We start from the raw sequence: 18,404 nt of genomic DNA, 5'->3' as shown, positions 1-18,404 counted from the left end.
AATGAACGCAGCCCAACTAATTGAGGACAGCCTATTGGTGATTTGGAATGACCGGGACGTCAACCGCCGTTTGGCCGCAATGCCCGGCGTCTATGCTCCCGATATGGCCTTTTTCGAGGGGCACGGCGCTGAACCCATCACGGGGCATCAGGCGATAAATGAGCTTATTACCAAGTTGCAGGCCGGATGGTCACTGGAATTTAAATTCGAATTAATTAAGCCCGCACAGGCCAATAGCTCCGTGCAACTCGTTACCTGGCAGCTTGGCGCCGCTGGAATTGCGCCCGTTGCCACCGGCTCGGATGTGGCTATTGTTGAAAACGGCTTAATTAAATCCCTGTATTTATTTCTGGATTCGTCCGAAGACGCGTAACGACAATTGTTTCTGGTGCGCAGCTAATTACGGCTTTGCACCAGAAACAATTGCCGGAACATTTAACGCGTCAAGTTCTCGTCCAGCAGGCGGAAGGGGCTGAGTTTGTTTAGGTTCAGCACGAAACGAATACCGTCGGTGAATTCCTGGCGGCTGCCGGGCAGGCCGTTGTTGAACTGCGAGCCGGCCACGGGCACGTAAATCTCGAAGATGCTGCGCACCACCGGCAGCGTGAAACCGGCGTCGTAGAACAGGCGCTGCGAGGTGCTGCGGCCGGCCAGAAACTGTGTTTCGCTGGTGGCGCCGAGGTCGCCGAATACGGCCAGCGGGAGGCCGGGCACGTCAATCTGGGCATTGAGGGCGCTGAGCCAGCGCTGGCTGGACACGGGCAGGAAGGCCTTGAAGGCGCCGTCGCGGTTGTCGGTTTGGTGCAGCTGGGCGGTGACGGTGTGCGAAATCTGCTGGCGGTCGAGGAAGGCGGTTTGGCGGCGGTAGTCGGGGCTGCCGCTCAGGCCCAGCACGAAGCCGGTGCTGGTGCTGCTTTGCAGGAAGCGGCCGCCGAAGAGGCGAAGCTGTAAGCGCTTGTTTGTCGCATAAAAGTGTTGCAACGACGCCGAGGCCCGCAGCAATATGGCGCCGCGGTCGTTGCTTTCGCTGGCGTTGCCCAGCAGGTGGTTGAGCTCCACGTTGGCCGACCAGCTGTTGATGGCGTTGTCGTGACGCACCGAGTATTCGCCCGTGGTGATGCTGCTGGTGCGGTTGCGGTCCTGGTCCGTTACGGACGTAAACGCCACCTGAATCTGGTGCTGCGGCAGGTAGCCGATGCGGTGCGGCAGCACGAAGGTGAAGCTGGGCTCGGTCTTGAAATAGCGCTCGAAGCGCTGCACGGTGAGGGCCGTGATGAACTGCCGGGCGCCGCGCTGGGGCCGCGAGTTCAGCTGCAGGCGGCCGATGCCGTTGAGCTCGTTGCGGTTGAAGCTGTACATGGGCATGGCCAGGTACTGCAGCTTTTTGGGTGCAATGAGGCTATTGTAGAAGGCAGCCCCAAGCATGAACTTATCGGAAGTGTTGGCCCCCACCACGGGCAGCCAGTTCACGGTGGCCTTGTCCCAGCGCTCCACACTGAACAGCGGGCGCAGGCGAATGGGCTCCGACCGGTCGCGCGGGCCGTTTTCGAGGCGCAGCCGGTCGTTGCGACGATTCAGCTGCGGGGCCAGGTAGCCGGCGTCGACCACCACGGCCACCGCGTTGTCGCGCTTGAAATTGAGCTGGCTGGTTACTTCCTCGTCGGCGTTGGGGTCGGTGTTGCCGAAGGGCGTGGTCCAGAGGGTTTCGAGGATGTTATTTTGGGCGTCGACCGTGGACACGGGCACCGACCACGGCTTTTCCGATTCGGTGCGCACCAGCACCTTCACCACGTCGTTGAACACGGCCACAGCGCTTAGGTCGGCCTCGTAGGGCTGGGCGGTGGTCAGGAAGTCGCGGAAAAACCAGCCCAGCTTTTGCCCCGTGCTTTCCTCAAACATGGCCTGCATGTCTTCGGGGTAGGGGTGCTTGAACTGCCAGCGCGTGTAGTAGAGGTGCATGGCGGCGTCGAATTTCTCCTGGCCCAAGTAGCCGGCCAGGTATTTCATGGCCACGGCCGTTTTGTAGTACACAGTGGCCGCGTAGTTTATTTGGGTGTAGTCGGCCGAGGTGGGGCCCTGCACCGGCTGGGCCAGGCCGCGGGTGGCCAGCATCTGGTAGGGCAGCATGCTCAGGGCCGGGCCCGGCAGGTTTTCGAGCCCGAAGGCGTTGGCCACGGGCTTGATTTTCTGGAGGTCGGCCAACATGCTGGCCTGCGGGTTGGTGAGTTCCTCCACGCGGGTCTGCACGTAGGTGTTCATGCCCTCGTCCATCCACGGAAAGTCCCGCTCATTCGAGCCCAGAATGCCGTAGAACCAGTTGTGGCCCACCTCGTGCACAATGGCGTCGGGCTCGGTCACGGTCACCATGGGGTACTCCATGCCGGAGCCGGCCGTCAGGGCACCGTCCACGGCTGTGGCGCTGGCGTAGGGATATTCGCCCACCCATTTCGAGTAGTTGGTGAGGGCGTCATTCACTTCCTGCAGGCCCTTAATCCACCGCTCGGCCTGCCGGTTGGTAAAAAGCACCCACGACGTCACCACGCGGCCCGAGGGCAGCTGCACGGAGTCGCGCAACACGTTGAAGCGCTTGTCGGCAAACCAGGCGAAGTCGTGCACCCGGTCTTGCTTGTAGCGCAGGGTTTTGGTGGTGGGCGCCGAGGCCGGGAAAGCCAGGTCCTTGCCGAAGTCGTCGGCCGTTTTCTTAGCGGCCGTGGCCGCGGCCAGGCCGGCCATCCGGGCCTGCTCGTCGGGGTTTTGCAGCACGCCGGTGGCGCCCACGGTGTAGTTGCTGGGCAGGGTGATGCTCACGTCAAACGAGCCGTACTCGGAGTAAAACTCGCCCTGACTGAGGTAGGGGATGGGGTGCCAGCCGCGCCGGTCCAGCACCGCCGGCTTGGGGTACCACTGCGAAATCTGGTAGCTCTGCCCTACGTGCCCCATCCGCGAAAACGAGCCCGGCACCTTCACCCGAAACGGCGTGGCAATGGTGGCCGTGGCGCCCGGCGCCAGCGCCTGTGGCAGCAGCAGCTTGGCAATGTCGGGGTTTTCGGGGTCGAATTCGAGCTTGGCCGGCTGCCCGTTCACCTGAAAGGCGAGGCTGTCGATAAAGCCCCGCTCGTCGGGCTTGGCAAACAGAAACTTGCGGCTGCCCTGCCGCTTCTGCTCGCGGCCGAAGGCGGTGTTGTTGTCGCGGTAGGCGTTGGGCCAGAGGTGGAACCAAATGAAGGTGAGGGCCTGGGGCGAGTTGTTGAGGTAGGTCAGTTCCTCGCGGCCGCGCAGCTGGTGGGTTTTATCATCCAGCTTCACATCGATGGAATAATTGACTTCCTGCTGGAAATAGGGGCCAGTGGCAGCTTTGGGCAGCGCGGCCGGCTTGGTTTTGGACTTGGCGGGGCGTTGGGCCAGGGCCAGGCCAGGCAGTAGGGCCAGCAGGCCGAGCGGTAGGAGTTTGTTCATGCGAGCGAAGGGCGTCTTTTAGCAGGCACGAAGCTACGGCGCGTGTGGGGGAGTGGTTGGCTGGGCGTCGTTAAACGACGCAGGGGCGGGGCCGGCCTCCGTCCGGAAGTTGGCGCCATTGCAATGATTACAATCACCGATAAGCCGGGACAGGCCCCGTCCGTCGTTTAATGACCTCGCGTAACCTGCCCAAAGCCACGGATGAAACACTGGTTTCGATTGATGCTGGCTTCTTGCCGTTTATTATCCGTACCAGTTTTGAACCGCCAGATGACTCCAACGAAACAGCATGAACAATCCCTTAGCCCGATTCCTCGACGCACAAGCCAGCAACTACCACGACGCCTTGGCTGAAATTAAGAATGGTCGCAAACGCACCCACTGGATGTGGTACGTCTTCCCCCAAATCCAGGGACTGGGGCTGAGCGAAACCGCTCGCTTCTTTGCCATAAAAGACCAGCAAGAGGCCGAGGCATACGCCGCGCACCCGGTGCTGGGCCAGCGGCTGCGGGAAATCAGCGCCGCGCTGCTGGGCTTGAAATCGAACGACGCCTACGCCATTTTCGGCAGCCCCGATGACATGAAGCTCAAATCTTCGATGACGCTGTTTGCGGCATTGCCTGACGCGCCGTCGGTTTTCCAGCAGGTGCTGGATAAGTTTTATGGCGGCTCCCGGGATGAGAAAACGCTGCGCCTCCTTGCTGATTGAGGCCGTGTTGGTAGCGGCCGTTTGGTAACGCCTGATTACTAGTGGCGATAAAACAGCCGATACAACCGCAGCCACCATCCCCACTGCCGCATGGAAAGCAGACCAAAAATTGCAGTGCCCCCAACGGCAGCCGAACGCGCTGCCGACCTAACCGCCTGGGGCGCGCTGGCCCTGCTGTGGGCCTTGACTATGTGGTACTTCATCTATTTGCCCGATACCATCCCCGTCCACTTCAACGGCGCAGGCCAACCCGACCGCTACGGCGAAAAGGGCACCCTGGTGGCAATGGCGCTGGTGGCCACCGCTTTGTTTGCGGCTATGACGGCGGTAACTAACGCCGTGAACAAATCCCCGCACAAGCTGAATTATTCCGTCACCATCACGCCGGCCAATGCGCTTGGCCAATACCGCGGTGCCATCCGGGTGCCCCGCGGTTTCAGAATCGGACTGGTGCTGGTGTTTCTGCAGATGCTGCATGAAACGGGGCAAGTGGCTGCCGGGCGAGCCGCGGAGCTGGGGATGTGGTCGCTGCCTGTTTCGCTGGGGTTGTTGCTGGGGCCGTCGGGCCTATGGTATTGGTGGACGGTAGTGAGGGAAGGTAGATAGAACAAATTATTGAGTTATATCTATTGACGCACGAGGCTAAATTGGCAGCTTCGTAATTCGTTGTGGGAGTCTATAATGCAACTTGATTATAATGGCCAACCCAATAATGCTCAAGGCTATCCCAGCCTTTATAATTCCTTTCGCAATTGTTGCGGGATTAGCAGTTAATTCCTTTGGCCTGCAATCACAGAATGGTGTGACTAAAGCACAGGCGATAATTCAGGCGGAGGAGTTCATCAAAGAAAACGGCTACACATCAACGCCTGCAGATAAGTCCAAATTGAGTTATGAGCTGTTCGATGGCCTTGAGAAAAAGCTGGATGTGATGCTTTCTCGAAGACATAACACCCTTCATCCTAAAGCATTTTGCCTGAGTGAAGATGAGGACAACTGGGATGTTGGCTTTTTGTCAACGCGAGTAAAACCGGAAGGCTTGACTTCAAGGCAGCGTCAATCTGATTTGCCTGGACGGGCAGTAATTGTCAGAAAAGATGGGTCAGGTATTAGAATGGCTCATAAAGACCCGCTTTTCTCCCATTTTAAGAAGCTATGATTCGGCCTGCGCCCGGCCCAGCAGCCGCACCGTGCCGTAGCCCACCAGCAAGAACAGCCCGAAAACCAACGTCACGCCCCAGGTACCCGGAAAGGAGAAGGGGTGCAGAATGCGGTTCACGATGTCGTAGAACAGCGTGAGCGGGTTGGTTAGCACGTCCCAGGAGTTGAAGCGCAGATAGCGGCCCAGGTAGATGCCGAAGCTGCTGAGCAGCAGCGCTACCGTGGCAAACCCCCAGCCCGCCCAGAAGCCCAGCCGCTCCTGCACCAGACGCTGCATGTCCGACAGCGAGGCGTAGGCCAGCATCAGACCGTTCCAGGCGCAGGTCAGAATGAGGGCCAAATCGTACCACAGCGGCACACCGGGGCGCGAGTCTAGGTGGAACAGGTCGGTGAGGATGTAGGGCGCGTTGGGGAAAAAGAGCAGCCACGCCGCGCCAACCGGCACCAGCATGCGCGTTTGCAGCGGGCCCTTGGAAATGCCCAGCAAAGTGCTCAAAGCGAATGGTATAACGGCCAGGAACAGATTCCAGAGCAGGAACAGGAAAGTGAGGTGCCCCGTCATGACCACGCGGCCCACTACCAGCAGGAAGCTGAGCGTGAGCGAGGCGGCCAGCACGAACATGAGCGTGAGGCGGGTGCGCGAGAGGGGGAGGGCGGAGGTGAGCAACACGGCAGGCGGCAAGGGTTAGGAGAGGAAAGATAACGCCCCGGGCCCGGGGTTGCGTATAGGCCGCGGTGCTGCATCGGGCCGGACGCCCGCTTTTGTGGCTAATTTTGCGTTGCTTTCCCTGTAAGAAAGCGCTTTCCCTGGCTTGATGTTATTTCCTTTTACGCGGCATACTTCCTTTAAGTGGCTGGTGGCCGGCCTGCTGCTGAGCGCACCCGCCCTGGCCCAGACGCCGGCCAAACCCCGCCCCGCCGCCCCGCGTCCCGCTGCCCCCGCCGCCGACCCGGCCGCGCGCTACCGCACCGCCAAAGCCCAGCTCGACCAGGGCAATTACGCCGCTGCCCTGGCCCAGCTGGAGCCGCTGGCCCAGCCCACCGCCCGCTTCGCTCGCGGGGCCGATGCCGCCTACCTGGCCGCCGTGGCTGCCGCCCGCCTCAAGCAGTGGCCCGAGGCCGAGCAGCTGCTTAACCTGCTGCGCACCGAGTACCCCACTTACCCCAACCTGCCCGACGCGCTGCTGCTGCAAGGCCAGGTTTCCTTCGAGCAGGAAGACTACGACACGGCCCTGAAAACCTTGTCACTGCTGCCCGCCGGCAAGTTTGGGCCCGAGCGCGAGGCCATGAAGGCCACCTACCTGCCGCGCATCAAGGAGCGCAACACCTGGCTGCGCAACCTGCGCCGCTACCCCGACGACGCCACCCTGGGCCGCGCCTATGCCGACCGCCTGGTGTTCGGCGGTGCCTACACCGAGGCCGACCAGGGCCAGCTCAACGACCTCATCACCAAATTCAGCCTCGACCGCAGCCGCTACACGCCACGCCCGCGCACCGTTGCCAAGAAAAGCAGCTACAACGTGGCCGTGCTGCTGCCCTTCGAACTCAGCGACCCCAGCTGGCAGACGGTGCGCAAAAACCAGTTTGTAACCGACCTCTACGCCGGCCTGCGCCTGGCCCAGGACAGCCTGCAGCGCGCCGGCCGGCCGCTTCAGCTTTATGCCTACGACACCGGTGCCGACACCCTGACCCTGAAGCAGGTGCTGGCCCTGCCCGAGCTGGCGGGCATGGATTTGCTTATCGGGCCGATATACAAGTCGGGGGCCAAGCTGCTGGGCCGCTACGCCCGCGAGCACCAGATTGTGTGCGTAAATCCACTTTCGCAAGACGGCGATTTGGTGGTCGACAACCCCTGGCACTACTTGTTTTCGCCCAGCACCGCCACCCAGGGGCGGGTGGCCGCGCAGTTTGCGCTCACGTCGTTTGGCGGCGGAAAGCCCGGCGTGCTGCTGCACGAAGACAGCAAAGACGACGCCGCCTTTGCCAATAATTACAAGACCGAGTACGAAACCCAGGGCGGCAGAATCGGCCTGCTCCGCCGCTTCAATCCCGACGTGGACGAAAGCCTGAGCACGGCCTTTGCTGCCCTCGACCTGCCCAACGCCAGCCACCTGATGGTGTTTTCCGACAACCGCCGGCTCGGGCCCTACACTTTCACGCAGTGGCAGCAGCAGCCCGCCGCCACGCGCGTACCGCTGCTGGCCCCCGGCTCCTGGCTCGACAACCCGCGCCTCGACGTGTCGCAGCTCGGGGCGCCGGGCGTGTACTTCATCCAGCCCAAGTACTACGACGAGCAAGGCCCAGGTTTCCGTCGGTTCCGGCAGCTTTACTTGCAAAAGCAGCACCTACCGCCGTCCCTTTTTGCCAGCCAGGGCTTTGAGCTGCTGATGTATTTCGGCACCGCGCTGTTCCAGTACGGCCCCGCTTTTCAGACCAGCCTATCCAGCGCCGGCCTCACGTCCGGCGCCATCTTCGACGGCATAAACTACGCCAATGGCGCCCACGACAACCAGGTGGTGCCCATCGTGAAGCTCAGCAACCTGGAGCTGCAGGTGCTGCGGTGATTGAAGGGTTGAGTTTTGAATGTTGAGGGTTGAGTTTTGCGGCCGGTTACGGCTGTGCCCGCCTTCACTCCGCTTTCAAACTCGTCCTTCTAAACTCAACCCTCAACATTCAAAACTCACCCCTTATTTAGATGCTCAACCTCACCACATCCGCTGCCCACTTCGAACGCGCCAAAACCCTTATTCCCGGCGGTGTCAACTCCCCGGTGCGGGCCTTCCGCTCGGTGGGCGGCTCGCCGGTGTTCATGCAGAGCGCCCACGGTGCCTGGCTCACCGACGTGGACGGCAACCGCTACGTCGACTTCATCAACTCTTGGGGCCCGATGATACTGGGCCACGCCCCCGAGGTGGTGCTCGATGCCGTGCGGGAGGCGCTGCCGCACTCGCTCAGCTTCGGTGCCCCCACCAACCGCGAGGTAGAGATGGCCGAATTGATTCGGAAGATGGTGCCCAGCATTGAGAAAGTGCGCCTCGTGAACTCGGGTACCGAAGCTTGCATGTCGGCCATTCGGGCCGCCCGCGGCTACACGGGCCGCAACAAAATCATCAAGTTTGAAGGCTGCTACCACGGCCACGGCGACGCCTTCCTGATTGCGGCCGGCAGCGGCGCCCTCACCGCCGGCGAGCCCGACTCGGCCGGCGTGACGCAGGGCGTAGCCCAGGACACCCTCACCGCGCCCTACAACGACCTGCCCGCCGTCGAAGCCCTCATTGCCGCCAACCCCGGCCAGATTGCCGCCCTCATCCTGGAGCCCGTGGTGGGCAACATGGGCCTCGTGGCCCCGGCCGAAAACTTCCTGCCAGCCCTGCGCAACCTGTGCACCGAGCACGGCATCGTTCTTATTTTCGATGAGGTAATGACCGGCTTCCGCCTCGCGCCGGGCGGCGCGCAGGAGCTCTACGGCATCACGGCCGACATGACGACGCTGGGCAAAATCATTGGCGGTGGCCTGCCCGTGGGCGCCTACGGTGGCCGCGAAGACATCATGAACTGCGTGGCGCCCGCCGGCAAGGTGTACCAGGCCGGCACGCTCTCCGGCAACCCCATGGCCACGGCCGCGGGCATGGCCCAGCTGCGCTACCTGCACGAGCACCCCGAGCTCTACACGGCCCTCGAAGCCAGCAGCGCCCGCCTCGCCGACGGCACCCGCCAGATTGGCGCCGAGCTGGGCCTGAACTACACCGTCAACCGCGTGGGCTCCATGTTCAGCCTGTTTTTCACCAGCGAGCCCGTCACCAACCTCGACGACGCCAAGATGTGCGATACGGCCGCGTTCGGCCGCTACTTCCATGCCATGCTGGAGCGCGGCATCTACCTGGCGCCCTCACAGTTTGAGGCCCTGTTCGTATCCACGGCCATCACCGACGAGCTGGTGGAAATGTACCTGAAAGCCTGCCGCGAGTCGCTGATTGAAGCCCATCGCGCCGCATAGCGCAAGGTTTCGCAAGGTGAAAAGAGGTTTCGCAAGGGCCGGCTACGTCTTTTTTCGAAGGATAATGAGCATGTGCTCGAACCTTGCGAAACCTTTTTTCACCTTGCGAAACCTTGCGCCATAACTTTGCCCCATGGTAAAACAGCTTTTGCTGGCCTTGCTGCTGCTCCTCGGGCCGCTGGCGCAGGCCGAAACGCCCGCTCAGGCCAACAAGCGCCTCTTCGACAAAACCATCGATGAACTGAACTTCCGCACCATGGAAACGGTGTACGACAAGTCGTTCACCCGGGGCAAGTTTCCGCTCACGCTGCGCACCGCCGCCGCCCGCCGGCAGTTCGACGGCTTCGGCACCAATGCTGCGCTCAAGCAGCTGTTTATGAATTACAACGGCATTGCCGAGCGATACAAAAACCGCTTCGGCAACGGACCCATGACGCTGGCGGAGTTTGAGAAACAGCTGAAATCGGTGCTGCTCGACAAGAACTTCGAGTTCTTCATTCACAACCTGCCGCGCGACGAGCGGGTGGCCCTCATCCGGGCCGAGCAGCGCCTCATCCAGCAGGCCAGCGCCCAGTTCAACGATTCCGGCCAACCCGCCGGCCCCGCCGCCCAAGCCGCCGAAACCGAAGCCCAGCCCGAGGCACCCGTATCAGCTCCGCTGACCACCGCCAACGCCGGCAGCGAAGAAGTAGAGGCGCCCGTCCGCTCCGAGGAAGCGCCCCTCACCAGCACGCCCGTGGTAGCCGAAGCGCCCGGCGCTGCCCCGCGCCACGATTGGCTCGACTATTTCACGCTGCTCTTCAGCCTGGGTAGTCTGCTGACCTTGTTGTATCTCACTACCAGCGTGTTGCCGGCCATGAGCCGCCGCATCAACAACCTGGCCGCCGACCCGGAGCCCGAACCCGAACCGCGCAGCTTCGCCAGCCGGCTGCGGCCCGAACGCTCACAAGGACTGCGCGAAGACAGCTACGAGGACGACGAGGACGACGACCTAGAGCCCAGTGGCCCGACCCGCCATCACGACGATGACTAATTAGGCAGTCCGGCAGTTCGTCATGCAGAGCGCAGCGAAGCATCTCGCGTGCGCAACGCCATCCAATCGTTTGAACCACTTTCGCACGCGAGATGCTTCGCTGCGCTCTGCATGACGGTCCTCAACCTCGTCGCCCCAACTACATGATTCTTACCGACCAGCAAATCCTTGCGGAAATCGAAAAAGGCACCATCGTCATCGAGCCCTACGACCGTAGCTGCCTGGGTACCAATTCGTACGACGTGCACCTGGGCAAGTACCTGTCCACCTACCGCGACGCAGTGCTGGACGCGCGCAAGCACAACGAAATCGATACCTTCGAAATCCCCGAAGACGAAGGCTTCGTGCTGGAGCCCGGCCGCCTCTACCTCGGCGTGACGCAGGAGTACACCGAAACCCACGCCACCGTGCCCTTCCTCGAAGGTAAGAGCAGCGTGGGCCGCCTGGGCATCGACATTCACGCCACGGCTGGCAAGGGCGACGTGGGTTTCTGTAACCATTGGACGCTGGAAATCAGCGTATCAATGCCCGTGCGGGTATACCGCAACATGCCCATTGGCCAGCTCATTTATTTCACCGTGCAGGGCGATGTAGAAACGTTTTACAACCGCAAGCAAAACGCCAAATACAACGACCGCAGCGACAAACCCGTGGAGTCGATGATGTGGAAAAACCAGTGGTAGCATATTCGACTGGGGCTATGTAAACCGGATAAAACCGAACCGGAAGCGCGGAAGCTACGTTTAAAACCTACGCTGGGCTTCCTTTCCTCTGGCCCGGTCCTTGCGTAAGTGTTACCAAAGCCCCTACGACGATGACGACGAAAACAGCATTTGCTTCCTTGTTTTTGGCCCTGTTGGCCGGCGGCTCGGCCGCTGCCCAGCAAGCCCCCCGCACGTCTACCGTGCAGCCGCAGGACAAAACCCAGTCCAGCCCCCGCCTCAACCCCGTGGCCGAGCGGGCCGACCGGCTCAGCAACCACATGGTGCGCGACCTGCACCTGAACAACTACCAAGCCACCAGACTCCGCGCCATCAACGCTGATAAGGTGGCTAAGATGGCCGCCATCGAGCGCAAAAACGCCGGCAACCAGCGCCTGATTGACCAAGAGTGCAACGGCGTGTGCAAAGAGCGTGACCAGGAACTGATGGCTGTGCTCAGCAATGACCAGTACAGCAGCTATTTCGGGTCCCGCTCCAATTACTATAAGTACGATAAAGACTACGCCGCGCAGTCGGCCAGCATCCTGCTCACCAACTCGGTGCAGAACCCGGCTCCTGCTCGCGCCAATGACGCTACCATCACGCCCGCAGCCGACCGGCCTAATCGCCCCGCTGGCAATTTGGGTCGCAATGCCCGTTAAGGTTAGCGTATTCGCTTTGGCTTGCGTCGTAAAATAGAAAAGCCCCGCTGGCACTGCCGGCGGGGCTTTTTGCATTCGGAGTGTAAGTAAAGGCGCAAGCTGAAGCTACCCTATGGGCTTACTGGCCTTGTTCCTGCTTGTCGAGGTACTCCGACAATTCCTTGCAGAGGGCCCGCATGCGGGTAGCCATTTCCTTGTCGTCGGTGGCCGTCACAATGTTCTCAGCCATCGAGCCGATGTTATCCACCACGAAGCGCTTCATCTCGTCCACGGGCATGTCCTTGGTCCAGAGGTCGATTTTCATGGTGCCCACCTGCTCCCGGTCCCACAGGGCAATGTTGATGGCTTTGGCGAAGTGAATATCCGGCCCCGCATCGGTGGCCGACCAGCTGATGGCTTCGGGTACTTTATTGTCATCCAGCGCGATGCTGAAACGGATTTCTGATTTTTTCATAAGGGGTAAAAAGTTGTCATCCTGAGTGCCGCGAAGGACCTTATCAAGCTAGAACGAAAATCGTTCGGCGGGGATAAGGTCCTTCGCGGCGCTCAGGATGACAGTTTTAGAGGCAAAAGGTTAAACGTAGTTGTTCAGCATCACCGGCATCACCAGCATCAGGATGCTTTCGTTGTCGTCGGGGGTGGTGGGCATGAGCAAGCCAGCGCGGTTGGGCGTGCTCAGCTCCAGGGTGATTTCCTCGGAGTCGATGTTCGACAGCATCTCAATCAGGAAGCGGGCGTTGAAGCCGATTTCCATGTCCTCGCCGTCATACTGGCAGGCCAGCGTTTCTTTGGCTTCGTTGCTGAAATCCAGGTCCTCGGCCGAAACCACCAACTCGGAGCCGGCCAGGCGCAGGCGCACCTGGTGGGTGGTTTTGTTGGAGTAGATGCTGATGCGGCGCACCGAATTCAGTAGCTCGGCGCGGTTGATAATCAGCTTGTTGGGGTTGCTCACCGGAATTACGTTCTCGTAGTCCGGGTACCGCTCGTCAATCAGGCGGCACACGAGGCGCATCTGGTTGAAGGAGAAAAAGGCGTTGCTTTGGTTGAACTCCATCTTCACCGGCGTGGCCTCCGAGGGCAGCGTGCCTTTCAGCAGGTTGAAGGCTTTGCGCGGAATGATGAGGTTGGCGGTTTGGCCGGCGCCCACGTCCTGGCGGCGGTAGCGCAGCAGGCGGTGGCCGTCGGTGGCCACGAAGGTCACCTGCGCGTCCGAAAGCTGCACCAGAATGCCGGTCATGGCCGGGCGCAGCTCGTCGGTGCTCACCGCGAAGATGGTTTTGTTGATGGCGCGCGACAGCGACGAAGACGGCATCTCAATCGGGGCCGAGCCCTTCACCACCGGCACGCGGGGGAAGTCGGCGGCGTTCTCGCCGGCCAGCTTGTAGCGGCCGTTCGAGGAGCTGATTTCGATGGTGTAGGTTTCCTCGTCCAGCGTGAAGGTCACGGGCTGGTCGGGCAGGTTCTTAAGGGTGTCGAGCAGGATGCGGGCGGGCGCGGCAATGCGGCCGGTGTCGCGGGCCTCCACGGGCAGCTCGGTAATCATGCTCGTCTCCAGGTCGGAGGCGGTGATGGTGAGCTTACCGGCCTCAATCTCAAAGAGAAAGTTCTCCAAAATGGGCACCACGGGGTTGTTCGTAACCACGCCGTTGATGCTTTGCAGCTGCTTGAGCAGTGCGGAGGAGGATACTATGAATTTCATGGTGCGAGGCTAGGGTTGGGGCTAAGGGAGGGCAAAGATAGGCGGTGGGGCTGGCGTTTGGAAGCGAGCGTGGGGATTGGCAGAAGACGTTTTACGGCACAAAGCAGCAGGGGAAATGTCTGCCCGAAACAGGCTTGCACTCATTGTTGGGTAAGACCAATGAACTGATTAATTTAACCTCAGCCATTGTGCACATTCCGGCAAGCGAAGTTATTTGTTGCTTCAATGTATACCTTTTCTTCATGACCACGCTACACCACCTAGTGTACCAAAGCGCGGCTACCACCGGGCTAAACGAAGCCGAATTGACTGCACTGCTTGCTCAGTCGCGCGCCTGGAACCACGGGCACGACCTGACCGGGCTCCTGCTCTATAGCAACGGCGACATCATGCAGGTGCTGGAAGGCCCGAAGGAGGAAGTGTACTATATTTTTAATCGCATTGCGCAGGATGCGCGACACGGCCGGGTGGTGAAACTATCCGACGGTCCCATTGCAGGGCGCCATTTTTCGCAGTGGTCCATGGGCTTCAAAGCCTTGAAACCCGAGGAATTTATCCACCTGCAAGGCTATGTCGACCCCGCAAAAGACGGCTACCTGAACCAGCCGAGCCAGCACACTGATGCCGGCCTGCATGCCGTGCTATCCACCTTCGTGGTCGACGACGTGATTTCGTTCTAAGCAACTACGCCGCAAATGATGCATAGCGCCGCTTGCGCCGCCACGCCCGCACAGCCCCGAACACAGCCAGTAAGGCCAGCGGCGCGCCGATGTTGAGCAACTGCCAGCGACGGCGCTGCTCGGCCAGCTTCACCTTGTCGAGGGGGCGAAGGGTGATTTGCTTGCCGCGCACAGCGATGAGGCCGGTTTCGTCGAGCAGGTAGTCGGTGGCGTTGAGCACCAGCTCGCGGTTGGCAAATTCGGTGTTGGCGAGGCGGTCGAAGCCCAGGCGGTAGGGGTTGCCGGTTTTGGGGTCCACGTCGGAACGGATGAAGTCGCCATCGGACACGACCAGAATTTTGCTGGGCCGGGCGTTGGCCGGCTTCTCGGGCTGGAACTGCAGGGTGCCGGGTCGGGCGCGGTTGGCGAAGAGTGAGGTGAACTGGCCTTCGAGCAAGTAGCCCACCGGCTGGAAGCCCTTTTGATAAAGCTTGGGGTTGGGTTCCAGACGGGCGTCGTTGAAGTTGATGGGCACCGGGGCGGGCAGCACGCGGGTGTAGCGCGAGGTGCTGAGCAGCGGCGTTTTGCGGATGCCGGTGGCCTTCACCGTGTCCATATTGCTCACAAATTTCATATACACCGCATCAAGGTTGCGGGTGATGGGGTGGGGGCTGAAGCGGTTGATAAGCGGGTAGAGCTGCCAGGGCATGGGCTCGATTTTGGGCTTGTTGCCGTCCATGCCCGTCACGAGCGGAATCTGTCCGCTGTTGAGGTCGAGCAGCAGGTTCTGGTTCAGGCGCAGGCCATATTTGAAGAACAGGTCGTCGAGGTTGAGGTTGTAGGGCGTCGCCAGGGCCACGCCGTTGCGGCTCACGCTGTCGAGGTCCACCCGTAGGGCATCCACAAAAAACAGGGCCCGGCCGCCCTGCGTGATAAACTGGTCGAGCTTATACTTGTCGTCTTCGGAATAGGGCGTTTTGGGCTGGGCCACCACAATTGCGTCGAGGGCGCTAAGGTCTTTCACCTTGCTCAGCGTCACGCGAAACACGTCGTACTGCTGTTGCCAGGTGCCGAGGATATCGCCGGCCTGCACGTTGGTCAGCTCGCCGTGGCCTTCTACCACGCCAATGCGCTTACGCAGGGCCGGCACCAGGGCCCGAATGGTACTGGCCAGCTCATATTCCAGCCCTTCGATGCTTTGGTTGAGGCGCACATCGGCCGGGGCGGCCTGGTTGCCGCGCAGCAGCAGCACGTTTTTTTCTTTTCCCCCCACACTCACCACCGCCCAGGGGAAGATGATTTTCTCAACGCGCTTGCCGTTTTCGGTGGCGCCGAGGTTGGTGGGTTTCAGCCCTTTTTTGAAGAGCGAGGTGTAGAAGGCATTGCGCGCGGCTTCGGTGCTACCGGCGCTGGGGTCGATGAAAATGTAGTTCAGATTGGCCCCGCCGTACACCTGGAATTCGTTCAGGGTTTCGCGCACGCCCTTCTCCAGTCGGCGGAAGGCGGGCGGGAAATCGCCGGTGAGGTACACCGTGACGGTGACCGGCTGCTTGAGGTCGCGCAGCAGCTGCTTGGTGGCTGGCGACATGGTGTAGCGCTTCTCCTCGGTCAAATCGAGCCGGAAGAACAGGCGCTGGGCAATGAAATTGAACAGCAGTAGCCCGCCGATGATGGCGGCAAACGTGAGCAGGTCGCGCTGCTTGCGCGAAGATGGGGCTGCCGCCGAAGCCGATGGAGTAGTCAACGTATTTTCCATTACCAGTTGCGGCTCCGTAAGGCTAAGCGCGTGGCCTGCAACGCCACGGCCACTACGCTAAAGAAATAAACCAGGTCGCGCGAATCAACCAGCCCCTTGCTCAGGTCGCGGTAGTGCGCCGCAATGCCCAGCTGGCTCACGTAGTAGGCCGAACTGCCTTGCAGCACCGAGGCCAGCGAATCGAAGCCCGAATACACCAGAAAGCAGCCCACCACTGCCACCAGAAACGCAATAATCTGGTCGCGCGTGAGGGCTGAGGCCAGCACGCCGATGGCCGCAAATACCGCTGCCAGCAGCGCCAGCCCCAGATAAGAACCCACCGTCGCGGCCGAATCGATGTTGCCTTCGGGGCTGCCCAGCTTGTACACCGAGTAGTAATAAAGCAGCGTGGGCACCAGCGCCAGCAGCGCCAGCAGCAGGCAGGCCAAGTACTTGCCCCCGATAATCTGCCCGTCCGTTAGCGGCCGTGTCAGTAGCAGCTCAATGGTGCCGGCCTTCTTTTCCTCGGCAAACGTGCGCATGGTGAGGGCCGGAATCAGGAACAGGAAAATCCACGGCGCCAGGTTGAACAGCGTCTGCAGGTCGGCGTAGCCGTAGTCGAGCACGCTGCTATCGGGGAAAACCCAGACGAACAGGCCCGTTGCCACCAGGAAAACCCCCAGTACCACGTAGGCCACGGGGGAGTTCAGGAAGGCATTGAATTCTTTTTGAAGGATGGTAAGCATCTTTAATCGTTTGTCATCCTGAGCGCAGCGAAGGACCTTGTCAAGTCTGCTTTTTCAGGCTGATGTCAAATAAATCAAATGATTTACTGCAAGCTGTACGCCCGTCGTAAGGTCCTTCGCAAGCTCAGGATGACAGGCGATTAAATTGTTCTACTTCGTCAACTCCCCAAACACTTCTTCCAAACTCTGGTGCTCCTGCCGCAGCCCCAGCAGAATCCAGCCTTCCTGGCCTGCCAGGCGCGAAACGGCCGCGCGCACATCGGTGCCCGGGGCCGTCCGTAGCAGCACCGCGCCGCCGGGGCCAAGCTCCACGTTGCGCACATTGGGCAATTGCGCCAGCTTCGCGGTGTCAACCGCGCCTTCAAACTCGGCGCGCACAATGGTTTCGCCGGCGGCGCGGGCGGCCAGCTCGGCCACCGGGCTGTCGGCCACCAGCTTGCCGCGGCTGATGATGAGCACGCGGGAGCACAGGGCCGTGACTTCGGGCAGAATGTGGGTGCTGAAAATGACGGTTTTATCCTCGCCCACTTCGCGGATGAGCTGGCGGATTTCCAAAATCTGGTTGGGGTCGAGGCCGGTGGTGGGCTCGTCGAGGATGAGCACGTCAGGGTCGTGAATCATGGCCTGGGCCAGGCCCACGCGCTGCCGGTAGCCCTTGCTAAGCGCGCCAATTTGCTTGTTCTGCTCCCGGCTGAGTCCCACGCGGCGCACCAACTCGGCCACACGGTTGCGCAGGCCCGCCCCGCTTAGCCCGTGCACCGAGCCGATGAATTCAAGGTACTCGTGCACGTACATGTCCAGGTAGAGCGGGTTGTGCTCGGGCAGGTAGCCCACGTGGCGGCGCACGGCCAGGCTGTCGGTGAGCACGTCGTGGCCGGCCACACGCACGGTGCCGGCGGTGGGGGGAAGGTAGCCGGTGGCAATTTTCATCGTGGTGCTCTTGCCCGCGCCGTTCGGCCCGAGGAAGCCCACAATTTCGCCCTTGCCCGCCGTGAAGCTGATGTTGTCCACGGCGTTTTGAGTGCCGTAGGTTTTGGTCAGGTTTTCGATTTCTACCATAGGTTGGTGCTTGGTTGTTGGTGCGTGGTGCTTGGTTTGTTAGTGCTTGCCTTATTGGTGCCAAGCACGAAGCACCGTGCACCAAGCACTAATTTTTGACCTGCGCCGGCCGCAGCTGGATTTCCGAAATCATGGTCGTATCCGGCGCTTCGATGGCGTGCACAATGGCGGCGGCAATGTCTTCGGGCTGCATCTTGTGCGGGTCGGGCGCGGGGCCGGGGTCGTTGCCGTTGAAGTTGGTTTCGACCGAGCCAGGCATAACGCAGGTCACGCGGATGCCGGCCGGGCGCAGCTCCTTAAACAAGGCATCTGAGAAGCCGCGCACCGCAAACTTGGTGGCGCAGTAGCCACTCATGCCAGCGGTGCCCGCCGTGCCGGCCAGCGAGGCCACGTTTACGACGTGGCCCGCGTGCTGCTTTTTCATCTGCGGCAGCACAGCGCGGGTGCACAGGAAAGTGCCTAGCACATTGGTATTAAACATCGTCTTCCAGTCTTCCGTTTTGAAGCCGTCCACGTCGCCCATGATGCCCAGGCCAGCGTTGTTCACCAGCACGTGAATGTCGGGGCCCAGTTCGCGCTGGGTGTTGGTGAAGGCTTCGGCGATGGAATGTTCATCCTGCACGTCGCACTCGAAAAACTGGAAACGGTCGTGCACCAGCCCCTCAGGCGCGCTGCGGGCCCAGCCGGCCACGGCCGCGCCGCGGGCCAGCAGGGCTTCGACGGTGGCGCGGCCAATTCCTTTGCTGGCGCCGGTCACGATGGCAACTTTACCGGTTAGGTCCATTTA

Annotated in this window: 18 protein-coding genes; 10 read left to right on the top strand and 8 right to left on the bottom strand. The window is 61.1% G+C overall.

What is annotated here, in order from left to right:
- Position 1: 1 nt before the first annotated feature.
- On the top strand, positions 2 to 373 hold the full coding sequence (locus MTP16_RS20365; RefSeq protein WP_243513209.1) for a hypothetical protein: 372 nt from the start codon (positions 2 to 4) through the stop codon (positions 371 to 373).
- Positions 374 to 435: 62 nt separating this feature from the next.
- Here the strand turns inward: MTP16_RS20365 and MTP16_RS20360 are convergent, their stop codons facing one another.
- A complete protein-coding gene (locus MTP16_RS20360; RefSeq protein WP_243513207.1) occupies positions 436 to 3,456 on the bottom strand; it encodes a M1 family metallopeptidase in 3,021 nt (1,006 codons plus the stop codon).
- A 289-nt stretch (positions 3,457 to 3,745) separates the two neighbouring features.
- Here MTP16_RS20360 and MTP16_RS20355 point away from each other — a divergent pair, with 289 nt between their 5' ends.
- The 3 genes from MTP16_RS20355 (at position 3,746) to MTP16_RS20345 (ending at position 5,324) form a co-directional block, all read left to right on the top strand.
- Complete coding sequence (locus MTP16_RS20355) at positions 3,746 to 4,165, top strand: DUF1810 domain-containing protein (protein WP_243513205.1); 420 nt, start codon at positions 3,746 to 3,748, stop codon at positions 4,163 to 4,165.
- 90 nt (positions 4,166 to 4,255) lie between these two features.
- On the top strand, positions 4,256 to 4,771 hold the full coding sequence (locus MTP16_RS20350) for a DUF1648 domain-containing protein (RefSeq protein WP_243513204.1): 516 nt from the start codon (positions 4,256 to 4,258) through the stop codon (positions 4,769 to 4,771).
- A 91-nt stretch (positions 4,772 to 4,862) separates the two neighbouring features.
- Positions 4,863 to 5,324, top strand: a complete 462-nt coding sequence (locus MTP16_RS20345) for a hypothetical protein (RefSeq protein ID WP_243513203.1) — start codon at positions 4,863 to 4,865, stop codon at positions 5,322 to 5,324.
- Here MTP16_RS20345 and MTP16_RS20340 read toward each other — a convergent pair.
- Entirely contained in the window at positions 5,319 to 5,996 is a 678-nt protein-coding gene (locus tag MTP16_RS20340; RefSeq protein WP_243513202.1) for a DUF1361 domain-containing protein, read from the bottom strand. The genes MTP16_RS20345 and MTP16_RS20340 overlap by 6 nt on opposite strands.
- A 145-nt stretch (positions 5,997 to 6,141) precedes the next feature.
- Here MTP16_RS20340 and MTP16_RS20335 point away from each other — a divergent pair, with 145 nt between their 5' ends.
- From MTP16_RS20335 to MTP16_RS20315, 5 genes are all read left to right on the top strand, one after another.
- Positions 6,142 to 7,890, top strand: coding sequence for an ABC transporter substrate-binding protein (locus MTP16_RS20335; RefSeq protein ID WP_243513201.1), 1,749 nt, complete (start codon positions 6,142 to 6,144; stop codon positions 7,888 to 7,890).
- Positions 7,891 to 8,021: 131 nt separating this feature from the next.
- Positions 8,022 to 9,323 carry a glutamate-1-semialdehyde 2,1-aminomutase gene (hemL, locus tag MTP16_RS20330; RefSeq protein WP_243513200.1) on the top strand — a complete coding sequence of 434 codons (1,302 nt, stop codon included), beginning with the start codon at positions 8,022 to 8,024 and terminating at the stop codon, positions 9,321 to 9,323.
- A gap of 133 nt (positions 9,324 to 9,456) precedes the next feature.
- A complete protein-coding gene (locus MTP16_RS20325) occupies positions 9,457 to 10,356 on the top strand; it encodes a hypothetical protein (protein WP_243513199.1) in 900 nt (299 codons plus the stop codon).
- A 143-nt stretch (positions 10,357 to 10,499) separates the two neighbouring features.
- Positions 10,500 to 11,039, top strand: coding sequence for a dCTP deaminase (gene dcd, locus MTP16_RS20320; protein ID WP_243513197.1), 540 nt, complete (start codon positions 10,500 to 10,502; stop codon positions 11,037 to 11,039).
- A gap of 131 nt (positions 11,040 to 11,170) precedes the next feature.
- Positions 11,171 to 11,719, top strand: coding sequence for a hypothetical protein (locus MTP16_RS20315; RefSeq protein ID WP_243513195.1), 549 nt, complete (start codon positions 11,171 to 11,173; stop codon positions 11,717 to 11,719).
- Positions 11,720 to 11,837: 118 nt separating this feature from the next.
- On the opposite strand, the gene gldC is transcribed toward MTP16_RS20315, so the two are convergent.
- Together gldC and dnaN are read right to left on the bottom strand one after the other, a co-directional pair.
- Positions 11,838 to 12,173, bottom strand: coding sequence for a gliding motility protein GldC (gene gldC / locus MTP16_RS20310; protein ID WP_196288272.1), 336 nt, complete (start codon positions 12,171 to 12,173; stop codon positions 11,838 to 11,840).
- Between the two features lie 120 nt (positions 12,174 to 12,293).
- Positions 12,294 to 13,418: a DNA polymerase III subunit beta gene (dnaN, locus tag MTP16_RS20305; protein WP_243513193.1), complete on the bottom strand. Its 1,125-nt coding sequence runs from the start codon at positions 13,416 to 13,418 to the stop codon at positions 12,294 to 12,296.
- A 242-nt stretch (positions 13,419 to 13,660) separates the two neighbouring features.
- Here dnaN and MTP16_RS20300 point away from each other — a divergent pair, with 242 nt between their 5' ends.
- Positions 13,661 to 14,098, top strand: coding sequence for a BLUF domain-containing protein (locus MTP16_RS20300; RefSeq protein WP_243513191.1), 438 nt, complete (start codon positions 13,661 to 13,663; stop codon positions 14,096 to 14,098).
- 4 nt (positions 14,099 to 14,102) lie between these two features.
- On the opposite strand, the gene gldG is transcribed toward MTP16_RS20300, so the two are convergent.
- The 4 genes from gldG to MTP16_RS20280 all read right to left on the bottom strand — a co-directional run bounded on the left by gldG (position 14,103) and on the right by MTP16_RS20280 (position 18,401).
- Positions 14,103 to 15,833 carry a gliding motility-associated ABC transporter substrate-binding protein GldG gene (gene gldG / locus MTP16_RS20295; protein WP_243513189.1) on the bottom strand — a complete coding sequence of 577 codons (1,731 nt, stop codon included), beginning with the start codon at positions 15,831 to 15,833 and terminating at the stop codon, positions 14,103 to 14,105.
- Complete coding sequence (gene gldF, locus MTP16_RS20290; protein WP_243513187.1) at positions 15,833 to 16,558, bottom strand: gliding motility-associated ABC transporter permease subunit GldF; 726 nt, start codon at positions 16,556 to 16,558, stop codon at positions 15,833 to 15,835. The genes gldG and gldF overlap by 1 nt, the downstream gene beginning before the upstream one ends.
- Positions 16,559 to 16,708: 150 nt before the next feature.
- The gene (gene gldA, locus MTP16_RS20285; RefSeq protein ID WP_243513185.1) at positions 16,709 to 17,617 is read right to left on the bottom strand and encodes a gliding motility-associated ABC transporter ATP-binding subunit GldA; all 909 of its coding nucleotides are present in this window, start codon (positions 17,615 to 17,617) and stop codon (positions 16,709 to 16,711) included.
- A gap of 88 nt (positions 17,618 to 17,705) precedes the next feature.
- Positions 17,706 to 18,401, bottom strand: a complete 696-nt coding sequence (locus MTP16_RS20280; RefSeq protein WP_243513183.1) for an SDR family oxidoreductase — start codon at positions 18,399 to 18,401, stop codon at positions 17,706 to 17,708.
- Positions 18,402 to 18,404 lie beyond the last annotated feature (3 nt).

The sequence above is a fragment of the Hymenobacter monticola genome, assembly GCF_022811645.1.
In the GTDB taxonomy this organism is placed as follows: Bacteria; Bacteroidota; Bacteroidia; order Cytophagales; family Hymenobacteraceae; genus Hymenobacter; species Hymenobacter monticola.
This window is presented reverse-complemented; position numbering and strand designations above follow the sequence as displayed.

Coding starts and splice junctions, on each gene's coding strand:
- MTP16_RS20365 (WP_243513209.1), top strand. CDS start 2: ATGAACGCAGCCCAACTAATTGAGGACAGCCTATTGGTGATTTGGAAT.
- MTP16_RS20360 (WP_243513207.1), bottom strand. CDS start 3,456: ATGAACAAACTCCTACCGCTCGGCCTGCTGGCCCTACTGCCTGGCCTG.
- MTP16_RS20355 (WP_243513205.1), top strand. CDS start 3,746: ATGAACAATCCCTTAGCCCGATTCCTCGACGCACAAGCCAGCAACTAC.
- MTP16_RS20350 (WP_243513204.1), top strand. CDS start 4,256: ATGGAAAGCAGACCAAAAATTGCAGTGCCCCCAACGGCAGCCGAACGC.
- MTP16_RS20345 (WP_243513203.1), top strand. CDS start 4,863: ATGGCCAACCCAATAATGCTCAAGGCTATCCCAGCCTTTATAATTCCT.
- MTP16_RS20335 (WP_243513201.1), top strand. CDS start 6,142: ATGTTATTTCCTTTTACGCGGCATACTTCCTTTAAGTGGCTGGTGGCC.
- hemL (WP_243513200.1), top strand. CDS start 8,022: ATGCTCAACCTCACCACATCCGCTGCCCACTTCGAACGCGCCAAAACC.
- MTP16_RS20325 (WP_243513199.1), top strand. CDS start 9,457: ATGGTAAAACAGCTTTTGCTGGCCTTGCTGCTGCTCCTCGGGCCGCTG.
- dcd (WP_243513197.1), top strand. CDS start 10,500: ATGATTCTTACCGACCAGCAAATCCTTGCGGAAATCGAAAAAGGCACC.
- MTP16_RS20315 (WP_243513195.1), top strand. CDS start 11,171: ATGACGACGAAAACAGCATTTGCTTCCTTGTTTTTGGCCCTGTTGGCC.
- gldC (WP_196288272.1), bottom strand. CDS start 12,173: ATGAAAAAATCAGAAATCCGTTTCAGCATCGCGCTGGATGACAATAAA.
- dnaN (WP_243513193.1), bottom strand. CDS start 13,418: ATGAAATTCATAGTATCCTCCTCCGCACTGCTCAAGCAGCTGCAAAGC.
- MTP16_RS20300 (WP_243513191.1), top strand. CDS start 13,661: ATGACCACGCTACACCACCTAGTGTACCAAAGCGCGGCTACCACCGGG.
- gldG (WP_243513189.1), bottom strand. CDS start 15,833: ATGGAAAATACGTTGACTACTCCATCGGCTTCGGCGGCAGCCCCATCT.
- gldF (WP_243513187.1), bottom strand. CDS start 16,558: ATGCTTACCATCCTTCAAAAAGAATTCAATGCCTTCCTGAACTCCCCC.
- gldA (WP_243513185.1), bottom strand. CDS start 17,617: ATGGTAGAAATCGAAAACCTGACCAAAACCTACGGCACTCAAAACGCC.
- MTP16_RS20280 (WP_243513183.1), bottom strand. CDS start 18,401: ATGGACCTAACCGGTAAAGTTGCCATCGTGACCGGCGCCAGCAAAGGA.